The sequence below is a fragment of the Bittarella massiliensis (ex Durand et al. 2017) genome, assembly GCF_017566145.1.
Taxonomy (GTDB): Bacteria; Bacillota; Clostridia; order Oscillospirales; family Ruminococcaceae; genus Bittarella; species Bittarella massiliensis_A.
Genome location: NZ_JABFCL010000003.1, coordinates 195,602 through 210,827, shown reverse-complemented (window position 1 = coordinate 210,827; position 15,226 = coordinate 195,602). Strand labels below are relative to the sequence as shown.

Sequence of the window (15,226 nt, the reverse complement as noted above, 5' to 3'; positions counted from 1 at the left end):
TCGCCCCGCAAAACGCCCCTCCCGGGTGTTTTGCGGGGCTCTTTTGTTGAAAGACCGCCCTGTCTCTTCTCGGAGGGAGGAAATGACGATGGAAAAAATCATTCTCGGCGCATCCCTTGGCAACTGCGTACACGTGGGCGGCGTGGCCCACTTTTTGCAGCTGGCCGAACGGGAGGGCTATACCCCCGTCTACCTGGGGCCCGCCATCCCCGTGGACGACCTGCTGCGGGAAATTGAGCTGCACAACCCCGCCATGGTGGCCGTCGGCTACCGGCTCACCCCCGAAAACGCCCGCCCCCTGATCGCCGAACTGGTAGAGAAGGTAAAGGCGCGGGGGATCAAGACCGTCTGGTCCTTTGGCGGCACCGGCCCGGTGGCCCGGGTGGCCGAAGAATTTGATTTCTTTGACTACATCTCCGACGGGAGCGACGACATCGACGACTCCCTCTATTTCCTGCGCAACGGCAAAAAGGCCGCCAAGGACGAGGTTCTCCCCGACGACCTGGTGGCCCGCATCGGCGCCAAGTACCCCTACCCCCTGCTGCGCCACCACTACGGCGAGCCCTCGGTGGAAAAGACGGTCGCCGGCATCCGCGAGATCGCCGAGAGCCGGGTCCTCGACGTCATCTCCGTCGGCCCCGACCAGAACACCCAGCAGTTTTTCTTCCACCCCGAAAAGCGCAAGCCCGAGTACGAGGGCGCCGGCGGCGTCCCCCTGCGCACAAGGGAGGAGTTTGAGGCCCTGAAGGCCGCCACCAAGTTCGGCAACCAGCCCCTCATCCGCTGTTACAGCGGCACCGCCGACGTCTTCGACATGGCGCAGCTGCTCAAAGACACCCTCAACAACGCCTGGTGCGCCGTCCCCCTGTGCTGGTACAACAAGCTCGACGGCCGGGGCGACCGGGACATCGACACCTCGGTCAAAGAGGCGGTGGAGCTGATGCGCTGGCACGCCGAGCGGGGCATCCCCGTCGAGGCCAACGAGCCCCACCACTGGGGCCTGCGCGACGCCCACGACGTCATCCCGGTGGTCATGGCCTACTTGAGCGCCCGCAACGCCAAAAAGGCGGGGGTCCGCCACTATGTCAGCCAGTACATGTTCAACGTCCCCAACTCCCTCTCCTTCCCCATGGACCTGGCGCGGGTGCTGGCCATGATCGAGCTGACCGAAAGTTTGCAGGACGACACCTTCACCCTCTACCGGGAGACCCGGGCTGGCCTGCCCTTCCTCAGCGCCGATCTCGACGTGGCCAAGGGCCAGTTGGCGGCCACCACCTATATGCAGATGGCGGTGCGCCCCCACATCATCCACGTGGTGGGCTTCTGCGAGGCCGAGCACATCGCCTCCCCCAAAGACGTCATCGAGAGCTGCAAGATCGTGCGGGGGGTCATCAAGACCTGCCTGGAAGACCAGATCGACCTGGTGCACGACCCCCGGGTGCAGACCCGCAAAGAGCACCTTCTCAAGGAGGCCCGCTTCCTCCTCTCCTTTATCGAGCGGTTTTACAGCGATTACCAAGACCCCCTCTGCGAGCCGGCCGTCATCGCCGACTGCATCAAGCGGGGCTTTATCGACGCCCCGCACATCGTCAAGGGCGGCGAATTCACCGGCGACCTGTTCACCACCATCATTGGCGGCCGCTGCGTGGCGTACGACCGGAAGGCCGGTCGGGAATTGACCGAGCGGGAACGGCTGGCCCACCTCTGCGAAAAAGAGGGAATCCCGATTGAGGGACACTTGGACCCCGCTCCCCTTCACGCATAAGCAGAGGGGGAATCAGGATGAAAATTACTGTCATCGGCAGCGGCAACGGCGGCACCGCCTTTACCGGCTACCTGACCTACCTGGGCCACCAGGTCAAGCTGTTTACCCGCACCCCCCAGAAGGTGGAGCTCTACCGCGCCCAGCCGGAGATCAACCTGGCCGGGGTGGTAAACGCCACCGTGCCGGTGGGCCTGGTGACGCTGGACATGGAGGAGGCCGTTCGCGGCAGCGAACTGATCATGGTGGCCACCCCGGCCAACACCCACAAGGAGATCGCCACCAAAATGGCCCCCTATTTGAAGAGCGGGCAGACGGTGGTGCTCAACCCCGGCCGCACCTTTGGCGCTTACGAGTTTTCCCACACCCTGGAGAGCTGCGGCTGCACCGCCGACGTCACCGTGGCCGAGACCGACACCCTGGTGTTCACCTGCCGCAACCAGGAGTTCAACCACCCCATCATCTACTCCATCAAAGAGGACATCCGCCTCGCCTGCCTGGAGCCGGAGCGGACCCCGGCGGCGGTGGAGCTGATGCAGGAGCTCTTCCCCGGGATCCACGGGGTGCCCTCCATCCTCTACACCGGGCTGACCAACATCGGGATGATCTTCCACCCCACCCCCATCCTCCTCAACTACACCCGCATTGAGTCGGGGCAGACCTTCCTCTACTACAAAGAGGCCATCACCCCCATGGTCGCCCAGTACATCAGCCAGGTGGACGCCGAGCGGGTGGCGGTGGCCGCCGGCCTCGGGCTGGAGGTGGAGACCGCCCTGGAGTGGCTGGTGCGCTCCTACGGCATCGAGCCGGGGGCCGACCTCTACGAGACCATTCAGAAAAACCCCGCCTACGCCGACGTCTACGCCCCCCAGTCCACCGACTGCCGCTATGTCTGGGAGGATGTTCCCACCGGCCTGGTCCCCATCTCCAGTGTAGGGCGGCTGCTGGGCATCCCCACCCCCTTTATCGACACGGTGATCCAGCTGGCCTGCACCATCTACCGGGTGGATTTTCGCCAGACCGGGCGGATGATCGCCGACAAGGCTGCCCTCGACCGCATCCGCATGCCGGAGGCAGCACAGGTCTGACACGCGCAAAGGAGCGCCCGCGAAGGGATCTCGCGGGCGCCCTTTTTGTCGTCTACCGCCGCTCCCCTTCCGTCCACGCACCCGCTCCCATGGGGGGCAGAAAAAAAGAGCCCGCTTTTCGCGGGCCCTTTTTATGCGTTTTGCAGGACGGTGACGGTCACCAAAAGAATGGCCAACAGGGCCACCACCCCTGACATCATCAGCATTTTGGTGGTGTTGGGCAGTTTTTTAAACCACTTGATCACAGCCGGCTCCTCCCCGCCCCCAGGGGGCGATCTGTCGTTTTGTTCAGTATAGCACAGTTTGGCCGGCGGCGCAAAAAGGTACGGCCCAGCACCCGCCGGGCCGTACCCTACCGGGAGACCCTACTTTTTCTCGGCGAACTTGCACTGCATGCAGGCCACCGCCTCGTGGATGTTTTCCTGCCGGTGCAGCTTGATACACTCGCAGCAGTGGCCGTGGTTTTTGCAGTCGGCGGTGCAGGGGCAGGTGTCCTTGTTGGCGCTGGTGGAACAGGACATGGTCGTCCCTCCTTTCCTGAAAGGATACCCCAAGTCTATCAAAACTCGGCACCCCCTGCAACCGGCTCGCAAAAAAGAGAAGCCCCTTTTCCCCTCCCCGGCCAGCGGCGGGCGGCAGAGGGCAAGGGCAAGGGCAAGAGCAGGGGCAGGGGCGGTCCCCCCCTCTAAAGCAACATAAAAAGGCCAAACCATGTAAGTCATTTGACATCTTCACAGGGCAATACTAAAATGAACGCAGTTGGCCGTGCACCTGGCCGCCCGGGGCAGAACAGGGGCACTTGACAAAAGGCGAATGTTGCGTGCGGGGGGCAAAAATGAAGATCGTTGAGATAGAGGAGCGGAGCCCGTTGCTGCTGGAACAGCTGTTGGAGGTATGGGAGAGCTCTGTGCGGGCAACCCACCTCTTTTTATCGGAAGGGGAAATAGGGGACATCAAAAAATATGTCCCCCAAGCGCTCCTCGAAATCCCCCGCCTGGTGGTCGCCCAAAGCGAAGACCGGCTTCCCGCGGGCTTTATGGGAATTGCGGGACAGCACCTTGAAATGCTGTTTATCTCTGCCCAGGAGAGGGGGAAGGGATTGGGCAGGGAGCTGCTGCAATACGGTATCGAACGATATTCGGTGAACGATCTGGCGGTGAACGAGCAAAATCCCCTGGCAAAGGGATTCTATGAACACATGGGGTTTGTGGTTTACAAGAGGACCGATCGCGACGAGCAGGGAAACCCCTACCCGCTCTTATACATGGGCAGGCAGTGACTTTTTGTTTGTCAGGGTGTTTCCCCACACCCTTTCGGTGCAGGGCGGCCTGGACGGGGAGGACGCGTTCGACAATCCTAATTGGAGATGTATATGAAAATAGAAATTAAAGATATACGAAAAAAGGACTATAAAAAAGCGATTCAATTTGCAATTAAGGGCATGCACTTTGATTGGTATTTGACCAATCAATTTCTACTCAATGCTTATGGTAGATATTTTTGGCATCTCGAAATCAACCGAGCAACACAAGTTTTGGCGGCATATGCAGATGGTGAATTTGTAGGTGTTTTATTGGCGGAGATGAAAGGTGAAGAAAAGACGCACCAGAGCTTTCTTCAAAAAATCTATGTCAAACTTGTTGATGGAATACAGAAGTCCTTTTTTAAGGGGGGAGCAGGTCTTTACGAAGATACCACGAAAGAGCAGTTAGCACACTATTTAAAGTCTAATACGCCTGACGGTGAAATTATATTTCTTGCCGCAGACCCCGATTGCAAAATCAAGGGCATAGGTACGGCTCTCCTTAACGTTTTGGGAAAAAAAGAAAGAGGAAAAACCCTTTATCTTTACACCGATGATGCTTGCACATATCAGTTTTATGAACACAGAGGATTTAAAAGGGTAGAAGAAAAAGAAGTCATTTTAGAAATGCCGAAGGGAAAAGTTCCATTAAAATGCTTTGTTTACAGTAAGGTGATGTAACAGCTTCCCGCTTACCGAGTTAATTTGGCTGCGCATTATTGGTAAAAGGCGTATGGATCATTTTGCTGTTTTCAACTGTGGCAAGCAGGGTATAGGGGATATGCCCCCGCCCTGTTTGCCGCAACTGCCCCCAGTGAGATCGGTTTTCCACCGCGCACGACAAAAGCCCCCGCATGCAGTGCACGGGGGGCTTTCAGCAGGTCCTTGTATGGGCCTGCTGTTTTTTTATTTGGCGTCGCCCAACGGGAGGGGGGCCTTCGCCCGCCGGTCAGCGGCGGCCAGCCTGCTCCTCCAAAAGGGTCTCGGCGGCCTTTCTGACAACCGCCCACGATCATGCCAATATATTGCCCCCGGCAATAGAAAGCAAGCCAAAATTCCCCTGCCGGGGAGATGAAAGGAATGGGGGACAGGGCGCTGTTGCCGATGGGAGACATGGCGTGTCCTCAGCAGGTATTTCCTCCACCTCACACAAGCGGCACGCCGCAGATCTTCTCTCCTCCGGGCACTTCGTCGCAAGTCGGTCTCTCAGTCCCGGTAGCGGCGTAAGGGGAAGCCACTCCCGCACCCCGCTCTGACGCCGGCCACTAGTGGGGGAAAGCGGATGGCAAAAAGCGGGTTCCCCTTTTACAGGCGCCAGCCCCCTTTTGCCGTCAGCATCGCTTGGCCGGCGGCCGCCCACGGGGCCGCCACTCTATGCGCGGCATTGGGTCGCCCTGCGGGAAACCCACCGGGGAAAATACGGCAACTAGGCCCCGCGACAGGGGCCTAGTTGCAGCCAATTTCCGCAAAACAATGTCATTGATTGACCATTTTTGCCTTTTTTGTTAGAATGTTGGTACAGTTAAGCGGCGAGGGCCTGTCCTCCGCTGTGCAGACAACAGTCTTTCAATAAGGTGGTGTATCATGTTAATTACGCGGGAAATGGACTATGCCATTCGGGCGGTGCGCGCGCTGGCCGACGGCGAAAAACACAACATCAAAGAAATATGCAGCATGGAGGACATCCCCACCGAATTCGGTTACAAGGTTCTCAAAAAGCTCAGCCACAGCGAAATCGTAACTGTCATCCGCGGCCAGGGCGGCGGCTACCGCCTGCTCTGCGATCTCAACGAAACGACCCTGCTGGACATTGCCCGGGCAATCGGCGGCAACCTGCTGCTCAACGAGTGCCTAGAAGGGGGCTATATCTGCGTCAACAACAGCGGGGAAAAGGTCTGCACCGTCCACAAAGAGCTCTGCCGCATCCAAAACGTATTGATCGCGGAATTAAAGGCCAACACCCTGGCCCAAATTTTGGCCATGTGATGGGCGCGTTCGGCCGTCCCCGGCAGGCGGGGGCGGTTTTTTCGTTCATTCAAAAAGGGGCCCGGCGCGCAAGCGCCGGGTCCCTTCCCCTTTATCGGGCAGAGCCTCTATGCGGTCTGCTCGAACTGGGCGTTGTACATGGTCTTGTAAAAGCCGCCCTGCTCGATGAGCTGGTCGTGGGTGCCCTGTTCGATGATGTCGCCGTCCTTCATCACCAAAATCCAGTCGCAGTCCTTGATGGTGGAGAGCCGGTGGGCGATGATGAAGCTGGTGCGCCCCTTCATCAGGTTGTTCATGGCCTTTTGGATGCGCACCTCGGTGCGGGTGTCCACCGAACTGGTGGCCTCATCGAGGATGAGGATCTTCGGGTCGCTGACCATGGCCCGGGCGATGGTCAACAGCTGCTTTTGCCCCTGGGAGACGTTGCTGGCCTCCTCGTTGAGCTCGGCATCGTAGCCGCCGGGCAGGGTTTTGACAAAGTGCTCCACATGGGCGGCTTTGCCCGCAGCCTCCACCTCTTCATCGGTGGCGTCCAGCCGCCCGTAGCGGATGTTCTCGCGGATGGTGCCGCCATAGAGCCAGGTGTCCTGGAGCACCATGCCGAAGACGTCCCGCAGGTCGCTGCGCCGCAGGTCGCGGATGTCCACCCCGTCGACCTTGATGGCGCCGCCGTTGACGTCGTAAAAGCGCATGAGCAGCTTGACGATGGTGGTCTTGCCGGCGCCGGTGGGGCCGACAATGGCGATGCGCTGCCCCGGCTGGATGTGGGAGGTAAAGTCGTGGATGATGATCTTGTCGTCGCGGTAGCCGAAGGAGACGTCCTCAAAGTCCACCTGGCCCCGCACCTCGCCCAGCGCTTTGGGGGGATCTTTCTCGGGGGCCTCCTCGGTCTCGGCCAAGAACTCAAAGACCCGCTCCGCGGCGGCGGCGGTGCTCTGCAGCACGTTGGCGATGGAGGCCATCTGCGAGATGGGCTGGTTGAACTGCCGCAGGTACTGGATGAAGGACTGGATGTTGCCGATGCTGATGGAGCCCTGCACCGCCAGGTAGCCGCCCAGCACGCAGACCCCCACGTAGCCCAGGTTGCCCACAAAGGTCATGATGGGCATCATCAGCCCCGAGAGGAACTGGCTCTTCCAGGCCGAGTCGTAGAGCTTGCGGTTGATGGTTTTAAACTTTTTGACCGAGACGTCCTCCCGGTTAAAGACCTTGATGACGTTGTGGCCGGAGTACATCTCCTCGATGTGGCCGTTGACGTTGCCCAGATACTTCTGCTGGCCGACAAAGTGCTTCTGGCTCTTTTTGACCACGGTGGAGATCAGCCCCACCGAGATGGGCAGCATCACCAGGGCGACCAGGGTCATCCAAACGCTGATGGACAGCATCATGTAGAGGACGCCGGCCAGGGTGGCCACGGCGGTGACCATCTGTGTCAGGGACTGGTTGAGGGTGGTGGCCACCGTGTCCACGTCGTTGGTGACCCGGCTGAGCACCTCACCGTGGGTCTGGCGGTCAAAGTAGGCCAAGGGCAGCCGGTTGATCTTTTGGGAGATGTCCCGCCGCAGGTTGTAGGACACCTGCTGGGAGACCCCGTTCATGATAAAGCCCTGCACATAGCTGAAGACGGCGCTGAGGGCGTAGAGGCCCAGCAGCCAGAGGAGGATCCCCCCCACCCGGCCAAAGTCGATGCCCGGCTCGTGGGAGAGGTCCATCTCCTGAATTTTTTCCAGGGTGCTCTCGGGGAGCTGGGACTTGGCCTCCTCGGGCATCTGCGCCAGCAGCTGGCCGGCAGTGGTCCCCTCCGGCAGCTGGGCGCCCTCGGGCAGGTGTTCCATGATCTGGCCGTAGGCAGCCTTTTGCACAAAGCCGTCCACAATGGCGTCGGTGGCGTTGCCGAGGATTTTGGGGCCAATGACCACAAAGACGGTGCTGGCGATGGCGAAGAGAAAGACAACGGCGATTTTCAGGTAGTAGGGGCGCATGTACCGCGCCAACTGACCCATGGTGCCCTTGAAGTTCTTGGCCTTTTCACCCGCGGGCTTGATGCCGCCGGCCATGGGACCGCCGCGGCGGGAGCGGTGGGCGGTTTTCTCACTCATGCCAATTCCTCCTTTGAAAGCTGCGACTGGGCGATCTCGCGGTAGACTTCACAGGTTTCCAGCAGTTCCCGGTGGGTGCCGATGCCGGCGACCTGCCCGTCGTCCATCACCACGATCTGCTCGGCGTGCATGATGCTGGAGATGCGCTGGGCGACGATGAGGACGGTGGCGTCCTTGGTCTGGGGGGCCAGGGCCCGGCGCAGAGCCGCGTCGGTCTTGAAGTCAAGGGCGGAAAAGCTGTCGTCAAAGATGTAGATCTCGGGCTTTTTCACCAGGGCGCGGGCGATGGAGAGGCGCTGTTTCTGCCCGCCGGAGACGTTGCCGCCCCCCTGGGCGATCTCGGTCTCAAAGCCGTCGGGCTTCTCCTCGATGAAATCCAGGGCCTGGGCCACCTGGGCGGCCTGGCGCAGCTCCTCCTCGTCGGCCTCCTCGTCGCCGTAGCGCAGGTTGTCGGCGATGGTGCCGGTGAAGAGGACCCCCTTCTGGGGGACATAGCCGATCTTGTCGTGGAGGGCGTGCTGGCTCTGCTCCCGCACGTCCACCCCGTCCACCAGGACCTGGCCCTCGGTGACGTCGTAGAAGCGGGGGATCAGGTTGATGAGGGTCGATTTGCCCGACCCGGTGGAGCCGATGAAGGCGGTGGTCTGCCCGGGTTTGGCGACAAAGGAGATGTTCTTGATGACCTCGTCATCGGCCCCAGGATAGGCAAAGGAGACGTTGCGAAACTCCACCGTGCCGGGAATGGTGTCGCCGCCCTCGCCGGAGCGGTCGCTCTCGGGGTCGCGGATGGCGGGCGCACAGGTGAGCACCTCGTTGATGCGCTCGGCCGAGACGCTGGCCCGGGGGAGGAGGACGAAGGCCATGGACACCATGAGGAAGCTCATGATGATCTGCATGGCGTACTGGATGAAGGCCATCATGTCGCCGATCTGCATGCTGCCGGCGTCCACGTAGTGGGAGCCGAACCAGACGATGCCCACGGTGAGGGCGTTCATCACCAGCATCATGGTGGGCATCATGACGGCGATGAAGCGGTGGACGAAGGTGTTGAGGCGGGTCAGGTCGCGGTTGGCCTGGTCAAAGCGCTCCTCCTCGTGGCTCTGGTTGTTGAAGGCGCGGATGACCAACATCCCCACCAGGGATTCGCGGGTGACCCGGTTGAGGCGGTCCACCAGCTTTTGCACCACCTTGAAGCGGGGCAGGACGATGGAGAACAGCACCGAGATCACCCCGAGGATGACCAGCACCGCCAGGGCGATGAGCCAGCTCATGGAGGGGCTCTTCCCCACGGCCTTGATGACGCCGCCAATGCCCTGGATGGGGGCGTAGAGGACGAAGCGCAGCAGCATCACCGTCACCATCTGAATCTGCTGGATGTCGTTGGTGGTGCGGGTGATCAGCGACGAGGCGCCAAAGCGGTCAAACTCGGCGAGGGAAAAGCCCTCCACCTTGGCAAAGACGTCGTTTCGCAAATCGCGGCTGATGCCGGCGGCGATGCGGGCGGCGATCAGCCCCACTGCCACGGTGCAGCCGGCCCCCACCAGGGCCACCAGCAACATCTTCCCACCGGCGGGAAGGATGTAGGCCAGGTCCTGTTTGGCCACCCCGTTGTTGACGATGTCCGACATGTAGTCGGGCAGCGACAGGTCGCACATGGCCTGCAGAAACAGCAGCGCAAAAACGGCCAGGATCTGCGACCAGTACGCCTTGAAATACCTTGTCAGCTTGGTCAATCTCTCTCTCTCCCTTCACCTGGGTGCCGGGGCCCCTTGGACAGCTGCCCGGGGTGCTCCCGGTCGTATTGAAACGCGGCCTGAAAGGCCGCCTTGACAAGCGAGACCATCTGCAAAAAGTCGTCCTGCCCCATCTGGCGGATGATGTGGGTCACCTTCTCCACTAAGAGGTCGGTCTGGCCCTGAATAAAGGCCCGCCCCTCTTCGGTGAGGGTGACCTGGGCCCGACGGCGGTCGGACCGGCTGGGCTGGCGCTGCAACAGCCCCTTTTTCTCAAGGGAGTTGAGGGCCGAGGTCACCTGGGGCCGGCTGACCCCCAGTTCGGCGCTGATCTGTGAGGGGGAGAGGGGTTCCTCTGCCCCCTGGCCGCAGCCGTAGAGACAGCCCAGCACCGCCATCTCCCCCTGGAAGAGGGCGGCGTCCCGCGCCCGGGCCATCCGCCGGTAACCAAACCGGTGGGTCTCCTTCAAAATCTGCACCGCCAACGCGCGGTCATCCTGCATCTCCTGTTCCTCCCCTGCAAATAGTTCAATGTATAAATTATCAATGTGGTTTATTATACGTCTCTCGTTGGCGATATGCAACAATTTCTTTGTGAATCTTTTGTGAACTTGCACAGAGAATAGGGGGAAACTGGGAAAGCGGCGAAACAGAGGGGCCGGGTTGTGCTATACTAGGTGTACAGTATAAAAAAACGATTTGACAAGTGGGGAGACGGAGCGATGAACCATCTGGAAAAGCGGCTGGGCCGGCAGCGCGCCTACTTTGACAGCGGCGCGACCCGCCCTCTGTCCCGGCGGGAGACAGCCCTGCGCCGGCTGTTGCGGGCGCTGGATCAGAGCGAGGGCGACCTGCTGGCCGCCCTGGAGCGGGATTTGGGCAAACACCCCTTTGAGGGGTACGAGACCGAGGTGGGGCTGGTGCGGCAGCACCTGCGCTACACCCTGGCCCACCTGCACAGATGGGCCAGGCCCAAGCTGGCGGCGGTCTCCCCCCTCCACTTCCCGGCGGGGGGCTTCATCCGCCCTGAGCCCCGGGGGCTGGTGCTGATCATCGCCCCCTGGAACTACCCGGTACAGCTCTGCCTCATCCCCCTCATCGACGCCATCGCCGCGGGCAACTGCGCGGTGCTCAAGCCCTCCGAGGGGGCGCCCGCCACCGCCCAGGCCCTCTGCCGGCTGCTGCGGCTGGCCCTGCCCGAGGGGTGGGCCAGCTGTGTTCCCGGCGGGGTGGAGACCACCCGGGCCCTGCTGGCCGAGCGCTTTGACTACATCTTCTTCACCGGCGGCCAGCGGGTGGGAAAGATCGTGATGCGGGCGGCGGCGGAACACCTGACCCCGGTGACCCTGGAACTGGGGGGGAAAAGCCCCTGCATCGTCGCCCCCAGCGCCGACATCCCCCTGGCGGCCCGGCGCATCCTCTGGGGAAAGCTGCTGGGTGCCGGGCAGACCTGTGTGGCCCCTGACTACCTGCTGGTGCACCGCTCGGTGAAGGAGGCGCTGGTGGCGGAGCTGCGGCGGCAGCTGGCGCTGCTCTGCCCCGACTTTGCCCACAACAAGGACTACCCCCGCCTGGTGAGCGAGCGCGCCTTTGACCGGCTGGCGGGGCTGCTCATCGGCCGCACCCCCTTGGTGGGGGGCGGCGTCTGCCGGGAGGAGCGGCGGATCGAGCCCACCGTGATCGAGGCGGAGCCAGGCGACCCCCTTTTAAAGGAGGAGCTCTTTGGCCCCCTGCTGCCCCTGGTCTGCTTTGACCGGCTGGGCGACGCCATCCGCCTGGTGCGCGCAGGGGAGAAGTCGCTGGCCCTCTACCTCTTCACCCGCAGCGCGGGGACGGTTCGCCGGGTCTGCGAACAGCTCTCCTTCGGCGGGGGCTGCGTCAACGACACGGTGGTGCAGATGGCCGGGAACACCCTCCCCTTCGGCGGGGTGGGGGCCAGCGGGATGGGCCGCTACCACGGCCCCCACGGCTTTTTGGCCATGAGCCACCAAAAGCCGGTGGTGCTGCGGGGCCAACTAGACCTGCCGGTGCGCTACCCGCCCTACGGCGAAAAGCTCGACCTGTTAAAGCTGCTGCTGCGCTAGTGCGGCGCGCTGCAATAAAAAGGAGGCAACTGCCATGAATCAGACAAACCGCCCGGGCGGCTACGTGGTGGCCGTGGGGCCCAACGACATCGACGAGTATTACGAGTGCGTGCAACCGCTGGTGGTGGGGGACAAGTGCTTTATCCGCCAGCTGTCGGTCTCGCCCGGCGGGCTGACGGCCAACAGCGCGGTGATCCTCAGCGCCTTCGGCACCAAGACCTACCTGCTGGACTCCCTGGGGGATGACCAGTACACCCCCATGCTGCTGGAGGACCTGCGCCGCCACGGCATCGACACCGACTACATCGAGGTGCTGCCGGGGGAGGAGAACATCCGCGCCCAAATCCTCCTCTCGGGCAACGAAAAGACGGTGCTTCTCTACGAAAACCACAAGCCCTTCATCACCATGACCCCCCAGAAACAAAAGCTGATGGAGGGGGCCTCCTACATCTACACCACCATGGTCAACATGAAGGAGATCGCCGGCAACCGGGAATTGATAGAAGACCTGGTGGCCCACGGGGTCAAGATCATGTACGACGCCGAGCGCTCCACCTTTACCGCCTACGACGACCCGGACGACCGCTTCTACTTTGAGCGCGCCGCCGTCCTCTCCTTCAACGACGCCTCGCTGGAAAAATTCTGCGCCGGGCGGGGGCTGGCGGCCATTGACCAGCTCATTGGCGAGAGCGACAAGATCGTCCTTCTGACCTTGGGGGCCAAGGGCTGCATCGTCAAGACCCGGGAGGGGGCGATTGCCATCCCGGCCTACGACGTCAAGCCCAAGGACACCACCGGCGCCGGGGACACCTTTAACGCCGGGTTCCTGCACGGCCTCTGCAGCGGGATGACCCTGCGGGAGGCCGGGGAGTTCGCCACCGCTGCCGCCAACCGCTCCATCCTCTCGGTGGGCTCCCGCACCGGGGCCGTCTCGGTGGCCGAAGTGGAGGCCTTTGCCCGCGAGTACGCCGGCCTGCGGGTCGCGCCCCCCACCCTCTGATTTCGCTTTATACAATTCGTATAAATGCAGATACATATTTAATCTTGTTGACTGCGGGCGCCGCCTGACGGCTCCCTTTAAAAAAGGAGGACAACCTCATGTACCAACCCGACACCCTGAAAGAGTACCTCTCCCCCAGCGCCAAGGACGACTTTGACGACATCGTCCTCGCCCGCAAGCTGGGAGCCAGCGCCAACATCGTCTCCATCGGCAACATGCTCAAGGACATTGCCGCCCATGCCGCCGAAAACGGCCTCTCCGCCGGGGAGATGATCGACCGGGTGCTGGCGATCGCCGGGTACTTTGACAAGCTGCGGGGCGAGAGCACCGTGGCCGTGACCAACGCCATCAAACTGATGACCGGCGGCCTGAGCGCCCTGCGGGAAGCCCCCTTGGCCGAGGCCTGCAAGCGGGTGACCGACAGCTGCAACCGCTACGGCGAAAAGGCCCGGGAGTGGATGGACAACATCGTCACCTACGGCTACAACCTCATCAAGGGCTGCAAGGGGATTTTGGTGTTTGACTACTCCTCCTCGGTGGACGCCATCGCCAAGCAGGCAGCCCTGAACGGGCAGATCATGGACATCTACATCCCCGAAAGCCGGGTTCTGGACGGGGGCAAGCCCTTTGCGGTGACCGCGGTGGAGATGGGGCACCGGGTGCACTTCTTCCCCGATGTGGCCATCTACCACTTCCTCCAAAAAAGCGACATGGCCTTCATCGGGGTGGAGACCTTCTACCCCGACGGCAGCGCCGCCAACACGGTGGGCACCGACATGCTGGCCATCCTCTGCAAACAGGCGGGGGTCCCCTTCTACATCCCCACCACCCTCATCAAGGTGGACATGCGGGGGCTGCAGGGGATTGTGAAGCGGGATCTGGCCCAGGACCTGTCGGGGCTGCTGGCCGCCCACTGGGACGAGAACCTGCGCGCCCACACCGATTTCACCTGCCCCGACCTCTCGATCATCGGGCCGGAGTACATCACCGGCTACATCACCGAGGTGGGGATCGTGCCGGGGACGGCCATGTTCGGCGTCGCCCGGGAATACGCCGCGAAACTGGAAAAGGGGGAACTGTAAATGGAGCTGTTTGGAAAGAAGAAGATCGCCCTGGGGATGGTGCAGCCGCCGCCGCTGCCCGGCAGCTATCTCTACGACGGCCGCGAGATGGAGGCCATTCTGGACTACACCTTAAACGAGGCCGGCACCCTGCAGAAATACGGCTTTGACGGCTACATCCTGCAAAATTTCGCCGACGGCCCGGTCAAGCAGCAGTGCGGGCCCGAGACGGTGGCCTGCATGACCGCCCTGGCCACCCGGCTGAAGGCGGCCTTCCCCGAGATGGTCCAGGGGATTTTGGTCAACTGGGACGGGGTCGCCTCCCTGGCGGTGGCCGAGGCCGCTGGCAGCGATTTTGTGCGGGTGGAGCACGTCTACACCCGGGCCGAGATGACCCTCTGCGGGATGATCGAGGGCCAGTGCGTCGAGGTGCTGGAACTCAAGAAGAAGCTGGGCTCCAAGATGCCCATCTACGCCGACATCTACGAGTTCCACGGCACCCCGGCCTACCCCATCCCCCTGCCGCAAAACGCCTTTGAGACGGTGACCGGAGCCCATGCCGACGGGCTGCTCCTCTCGGCCCCCACCCCGGAAAAGAGCATCGAGTACGCCCAGTCGGTGCGGGGGCTGGTGGAGGTGCCGCTGATCCTGGGGGGCGGCACCACCGGCGACAACGTCTACGAACTGTTGCAGCACTACGACGGGGTCTGTGTTGGCGCCTGGATCAAGGACGGCAGCCTGCAAAACCCGGTCAACCCCGAGCGGGCCAAGCGATACATGGCCGAGGTGGACCGAGCCCGCGCTTAAAACCGGGCAAAAATGCCCGGCTTCTGCCGGGCGGCTACAAAAACAGATTGGAGGAGGGGGGAACCGGCCGGTCCCCCCCTCCTCTTTTTCCCTCCGGGCGCGACAAGGCGGCTATGGCCGGCCCTTCCTGCCGCACCGCCCCACAAAGACAGGCCGCCCGCTTCCCCCATGCCCTAAAGGCGTCTGGGTGAAAGCGGGAAAGAACACCCGCCACCGGCGAGGTGAGATGGGCCGAAACTGCAAAAAAATACCGCGCGGCAGCACAGAGCGCGGTCGCACGGCAGGCAGTTCTCACTATTTTGC

General features: G+C 62.1%; 13 protein-coding genes. 9 read left to right on the top strand and 4 right to left on the bottom strand.

Features of this window, described 5'->3' with window-relative positions; translation table 11 throughout:
• The first annotated feature begins 88 nt into the window (after positions 1 to 88).
• Positions 89 to 1,765, top strand: a complete 1,677-nt coding sequence (locus HJY11_RS05345; RefSeq protein ID WP_208074960.1) for a methionine synthase — start codon at positions 89 to 91, stop codon at positions 1,763 to 1,765.
• 17 nt (positions 1,766 to 1,782) lie between these two features.
• Entirely contained in the window at positions 1,783 to 2,850 is a 1,068-nt protein-coding gene (locus HJY11_RS05340) for an NAD/NADP-dependent octopine/nopaline dehydrogenase family protein (RefSeq protein ID WP_208074959.1), read from the top strand.
• A 365-nt stretch (positions 2,851 to 3,215) separates the two neighbouring features.
• On the opposite strand, the gene HJY11_RS05335 is transcribed toward HJY11_RS05340, so the two are convergent.
• The gene (locus HJY11_RS05335) at positions 3,216 to 3,371 is read right to left on the bottom strand and encodes a hypothetical protein (RefSeq protein WP_021660986.1); all 156 of its coding nucleotides are present in this window, start codon (positions 3,369 to 3,371) and stop codon (positions 3,216 to 3,218) included.
• 314 nt (positions 3,372 to 3,685) lie between these two features.
• Here HJY11_RS05335 and HJY11_RS05330 point away from each other — a divergent pair, with 314 nt between their 5' ends.
• The 3 genes from HJY11_RS05330 (at position 3,686) to HJY11_RS05320 (ending at position 6,139) form a co-directional block, all read left to right on the top strand.
• Complete coding sequence (locus tag HJY11_RS05330; RefSeq protein ID WP_208074958.1) at positions 3,686 to 4,129, top strand: GNAT family N-acetyltransferase; 444 nt, start codon at positions 3,686 to 3,688, stop codon at positions 4,127 to 4,129.
• Between the two features lie 93 nt (positions 4,130 to 4,222).
• Positions 4,223 to 4,834, top strand: a complete 612-nt coding sequence (locus HJY11_RS05325) for a GNAT family N-acetyltransferase (protein ID WP_208074957.1) — start codon at positions 4,223 to 4,225, stop codon at positions 4,832 to 4,834.
• A 903-nt stretch (positions 4,835 to 5,737) separates the two neighbouring features.
• Positions 5,738 to 6,139, top strand: a complete 402-nt coding sequence (locus HJY11_RS05320) for an RrF2 family transcriptional regulator (RefSeq protein ID WP_021660992.1) — start codon at positions 5,738 to 5,740, stop codon at positions 6,137 to 6,139.
• A 107-nt stretch (positions 6,140 to 6,246) separates the two neighbouring features.
• Here HJY11_RS05320 and HJY11_RS05315 read toward each other — a convergent pair whose 3' ends face one another.
• The 3 genes from HJY11_RS05315 to HJY11_RS05305 are packed head-to-tail and all read right to left on the bottom strand — an operon-like array spanning position 6,247 to position 10,474.
• Entirely contained in the window at positions 6,247 to 8,238 is a 1,992-nt protein-coding gene (locus HJY11_RS05315; protein ID WP_208074956.1) for an ABC transporter ATP-binding protein, read from the bottom strand.
• Positions 8,235 to 9,971 carry an ABC transporter ATP-binding protein gene (locus HJY11_RS05310; RefSeq protein ID WP_208074955.1) on the bottom strand — a complete coding sequence of 579 codons (1,737 nt, stop codon included), beginning with the start codon at positions 9,969 to 9,971 and terminating at the stop codon, positions 8,235 to 8,237. Before HJY11_RS05310 ends, HJY11_RS05315 begins: the two co-directional genes overlap by 4 nt.
• Positions 9,968 to 10,474, bottom strand: a complete 507-nt coding sequence (locus HJY11_RS05305) for a MarR family transcriptional regulator (protein WP_208074954.1) — start codon at positions 10,472 to 10,474, stop codon at positions 9,968 to 9,970. Before HJY11_RS05305 ends, HJY11_RS05310 begins: the two co-directional genes overlap by 4 nt.
• A gap of 219 nt (positions 10,475 to 10,693) precedes the next feature.
• On the opposite strand from HJY11_RS05305, the gene HJY11_RS05300 reads away from it, so the two are divergent.
• The 4 genes from HJY11_RS05300 (at position 10,694) to HJY11_RS05285 (ending at position 14,923) form a co-directional block, all read left to right on the top strand.
• Complete coding sequence (locus HJY11_RS05300) at positions 10,694 to 12,055, top strand: aldehyde dehydrogenase family protein (RefSeq protein WP_208074953.1); 1,362 nt, start codon at positions 10,694 to 10,696, stop codon at positions 12,053 to 12,055.
• A gap of 34 nt (positions 12,056 to 12,089) precedes the next feature.
• A complete protein-coding gene (locus HJY11_RS05295) occupies positions 12,090 to 13,055 on the top strand; it encodes a carbohydrate kinase family protein (protein WP_208074952.1) in 966 nt (321 codons plus the stop codon).
• A gap of 98 nt (positions 13,056 to 13,153) precedes the next feature.
• Complete coding sequence (locus HJY11_RS05290; RefSeq protein ID WP_208074951.1) at positions 13,154 to 14,137, top strand: initiation factor 2; 984 nt, start codon at positions 13,154 to 13,156, stop codon at positions 14,135 to 14,137.
• Entirely contained in the window at positions 14,138 to 14,923 is a 786-nt protein-coding gene (locus tag HJY11_RS05285) for a BtpA/SgcQ family protein (RefSeq protein ID WP_208074950.1), read from the top strand.
• Positions 14,924 to 15,226: the final 303 nt, after the last annotated feature.

What these genes read in the sequence shown, in the direction of transcription:
- HJY11_RS05295 (WP_208074952.1), top strand. Translation starts at nt 12,090, where the DNA reads ATGAATCAGACAAACCGCCCGGGCGGCTACGTGGTGGCCGTGGGGCCC.
- HJY11_RS05345 (WP_208074960.1), top strand. Translation starts at nt 89, where the DNA reads ATGGAAAAAATCATTCTCGGCGCATCCCTTGGCAACTGCGTACACGTG.
- HJY11_RS05325 (WP_208074957.1), top strand. Translation starts at nt 4,223, where the DNA reads ATGAAAATAGAAATTAAAGATATACGAAAAAAGGACTATAAAAAAGCG.
- HJY11_RS05340 (WP_208074959.1), top strand. Translation starts at nt 1,783, where the DNA reads ATGAAAATTACTGTCATCGGCAGCGGCAACGGCGGCACCGCCTTTACC.
- HJY11_RS05300 (WP_208074953.1), top strand. Translation starts at nt 10,694, where the DNA reads ATGAACCATCTGGAAAAGCGGCTGGGCCGGCAGCGCGCCTACTTTGAC.
- HJY11_RS05320 (WP_021660992.1), top strand. Translation starts at nt 5,738, where the DNA reads ATGTTAATTACGCGGGAAATGGACTATGCCATTCGGGCGGTGCGCGCG.
- HJY11_RS05305 (WP_208074954.1), bottom strand. Translation starts at nt 10,474, where the DNA reads ATGCAGGATGACCGCGCGTTGGCGGTGCAGATTTTGAAGGAGACCCAC.
- HJY11_RS05330 (WP_208074958.1), top strand. Translation starts at nt 3,686, where the DNA reads ATGAAGATCGTTGAGATAGAGGAGCGGAGCCCGTTGCTGCTGGAACAG.
- HJY11_RS05290 (WP_208074951.1), top strand. Translation starts at nt 13,154, where the DNA reads ATGTACCAACCCGACACCCTGAAAGAGTACCTCTCCCCCAGCGCCAAG.
- HJY11_RS05315 (WP_208074956.1), bottom strand. Translation starts at nt 8,238, where the DNA reads ATGAGTGAGAAAACCGCCCACCGCTCCCGCCGCGGCGGTCCCATGGCC.
- HJY11_RS05335 (WP_021660986.1), bottom strand. Translation starts at nt 3,371, where the DNA reads ATGTCCTGTTCCACCAGCGCCAACAAGGACACCTGCCCCTGCACCGCC.
- HJY11_RS05285 (WP_208074950.1), top strand. Translation starts at nt 14,138, where the DNA reads ATGGAGCTGTTTGGAAAGAAGAAGATCGCCCTGGGGATGGTGCAGCCG.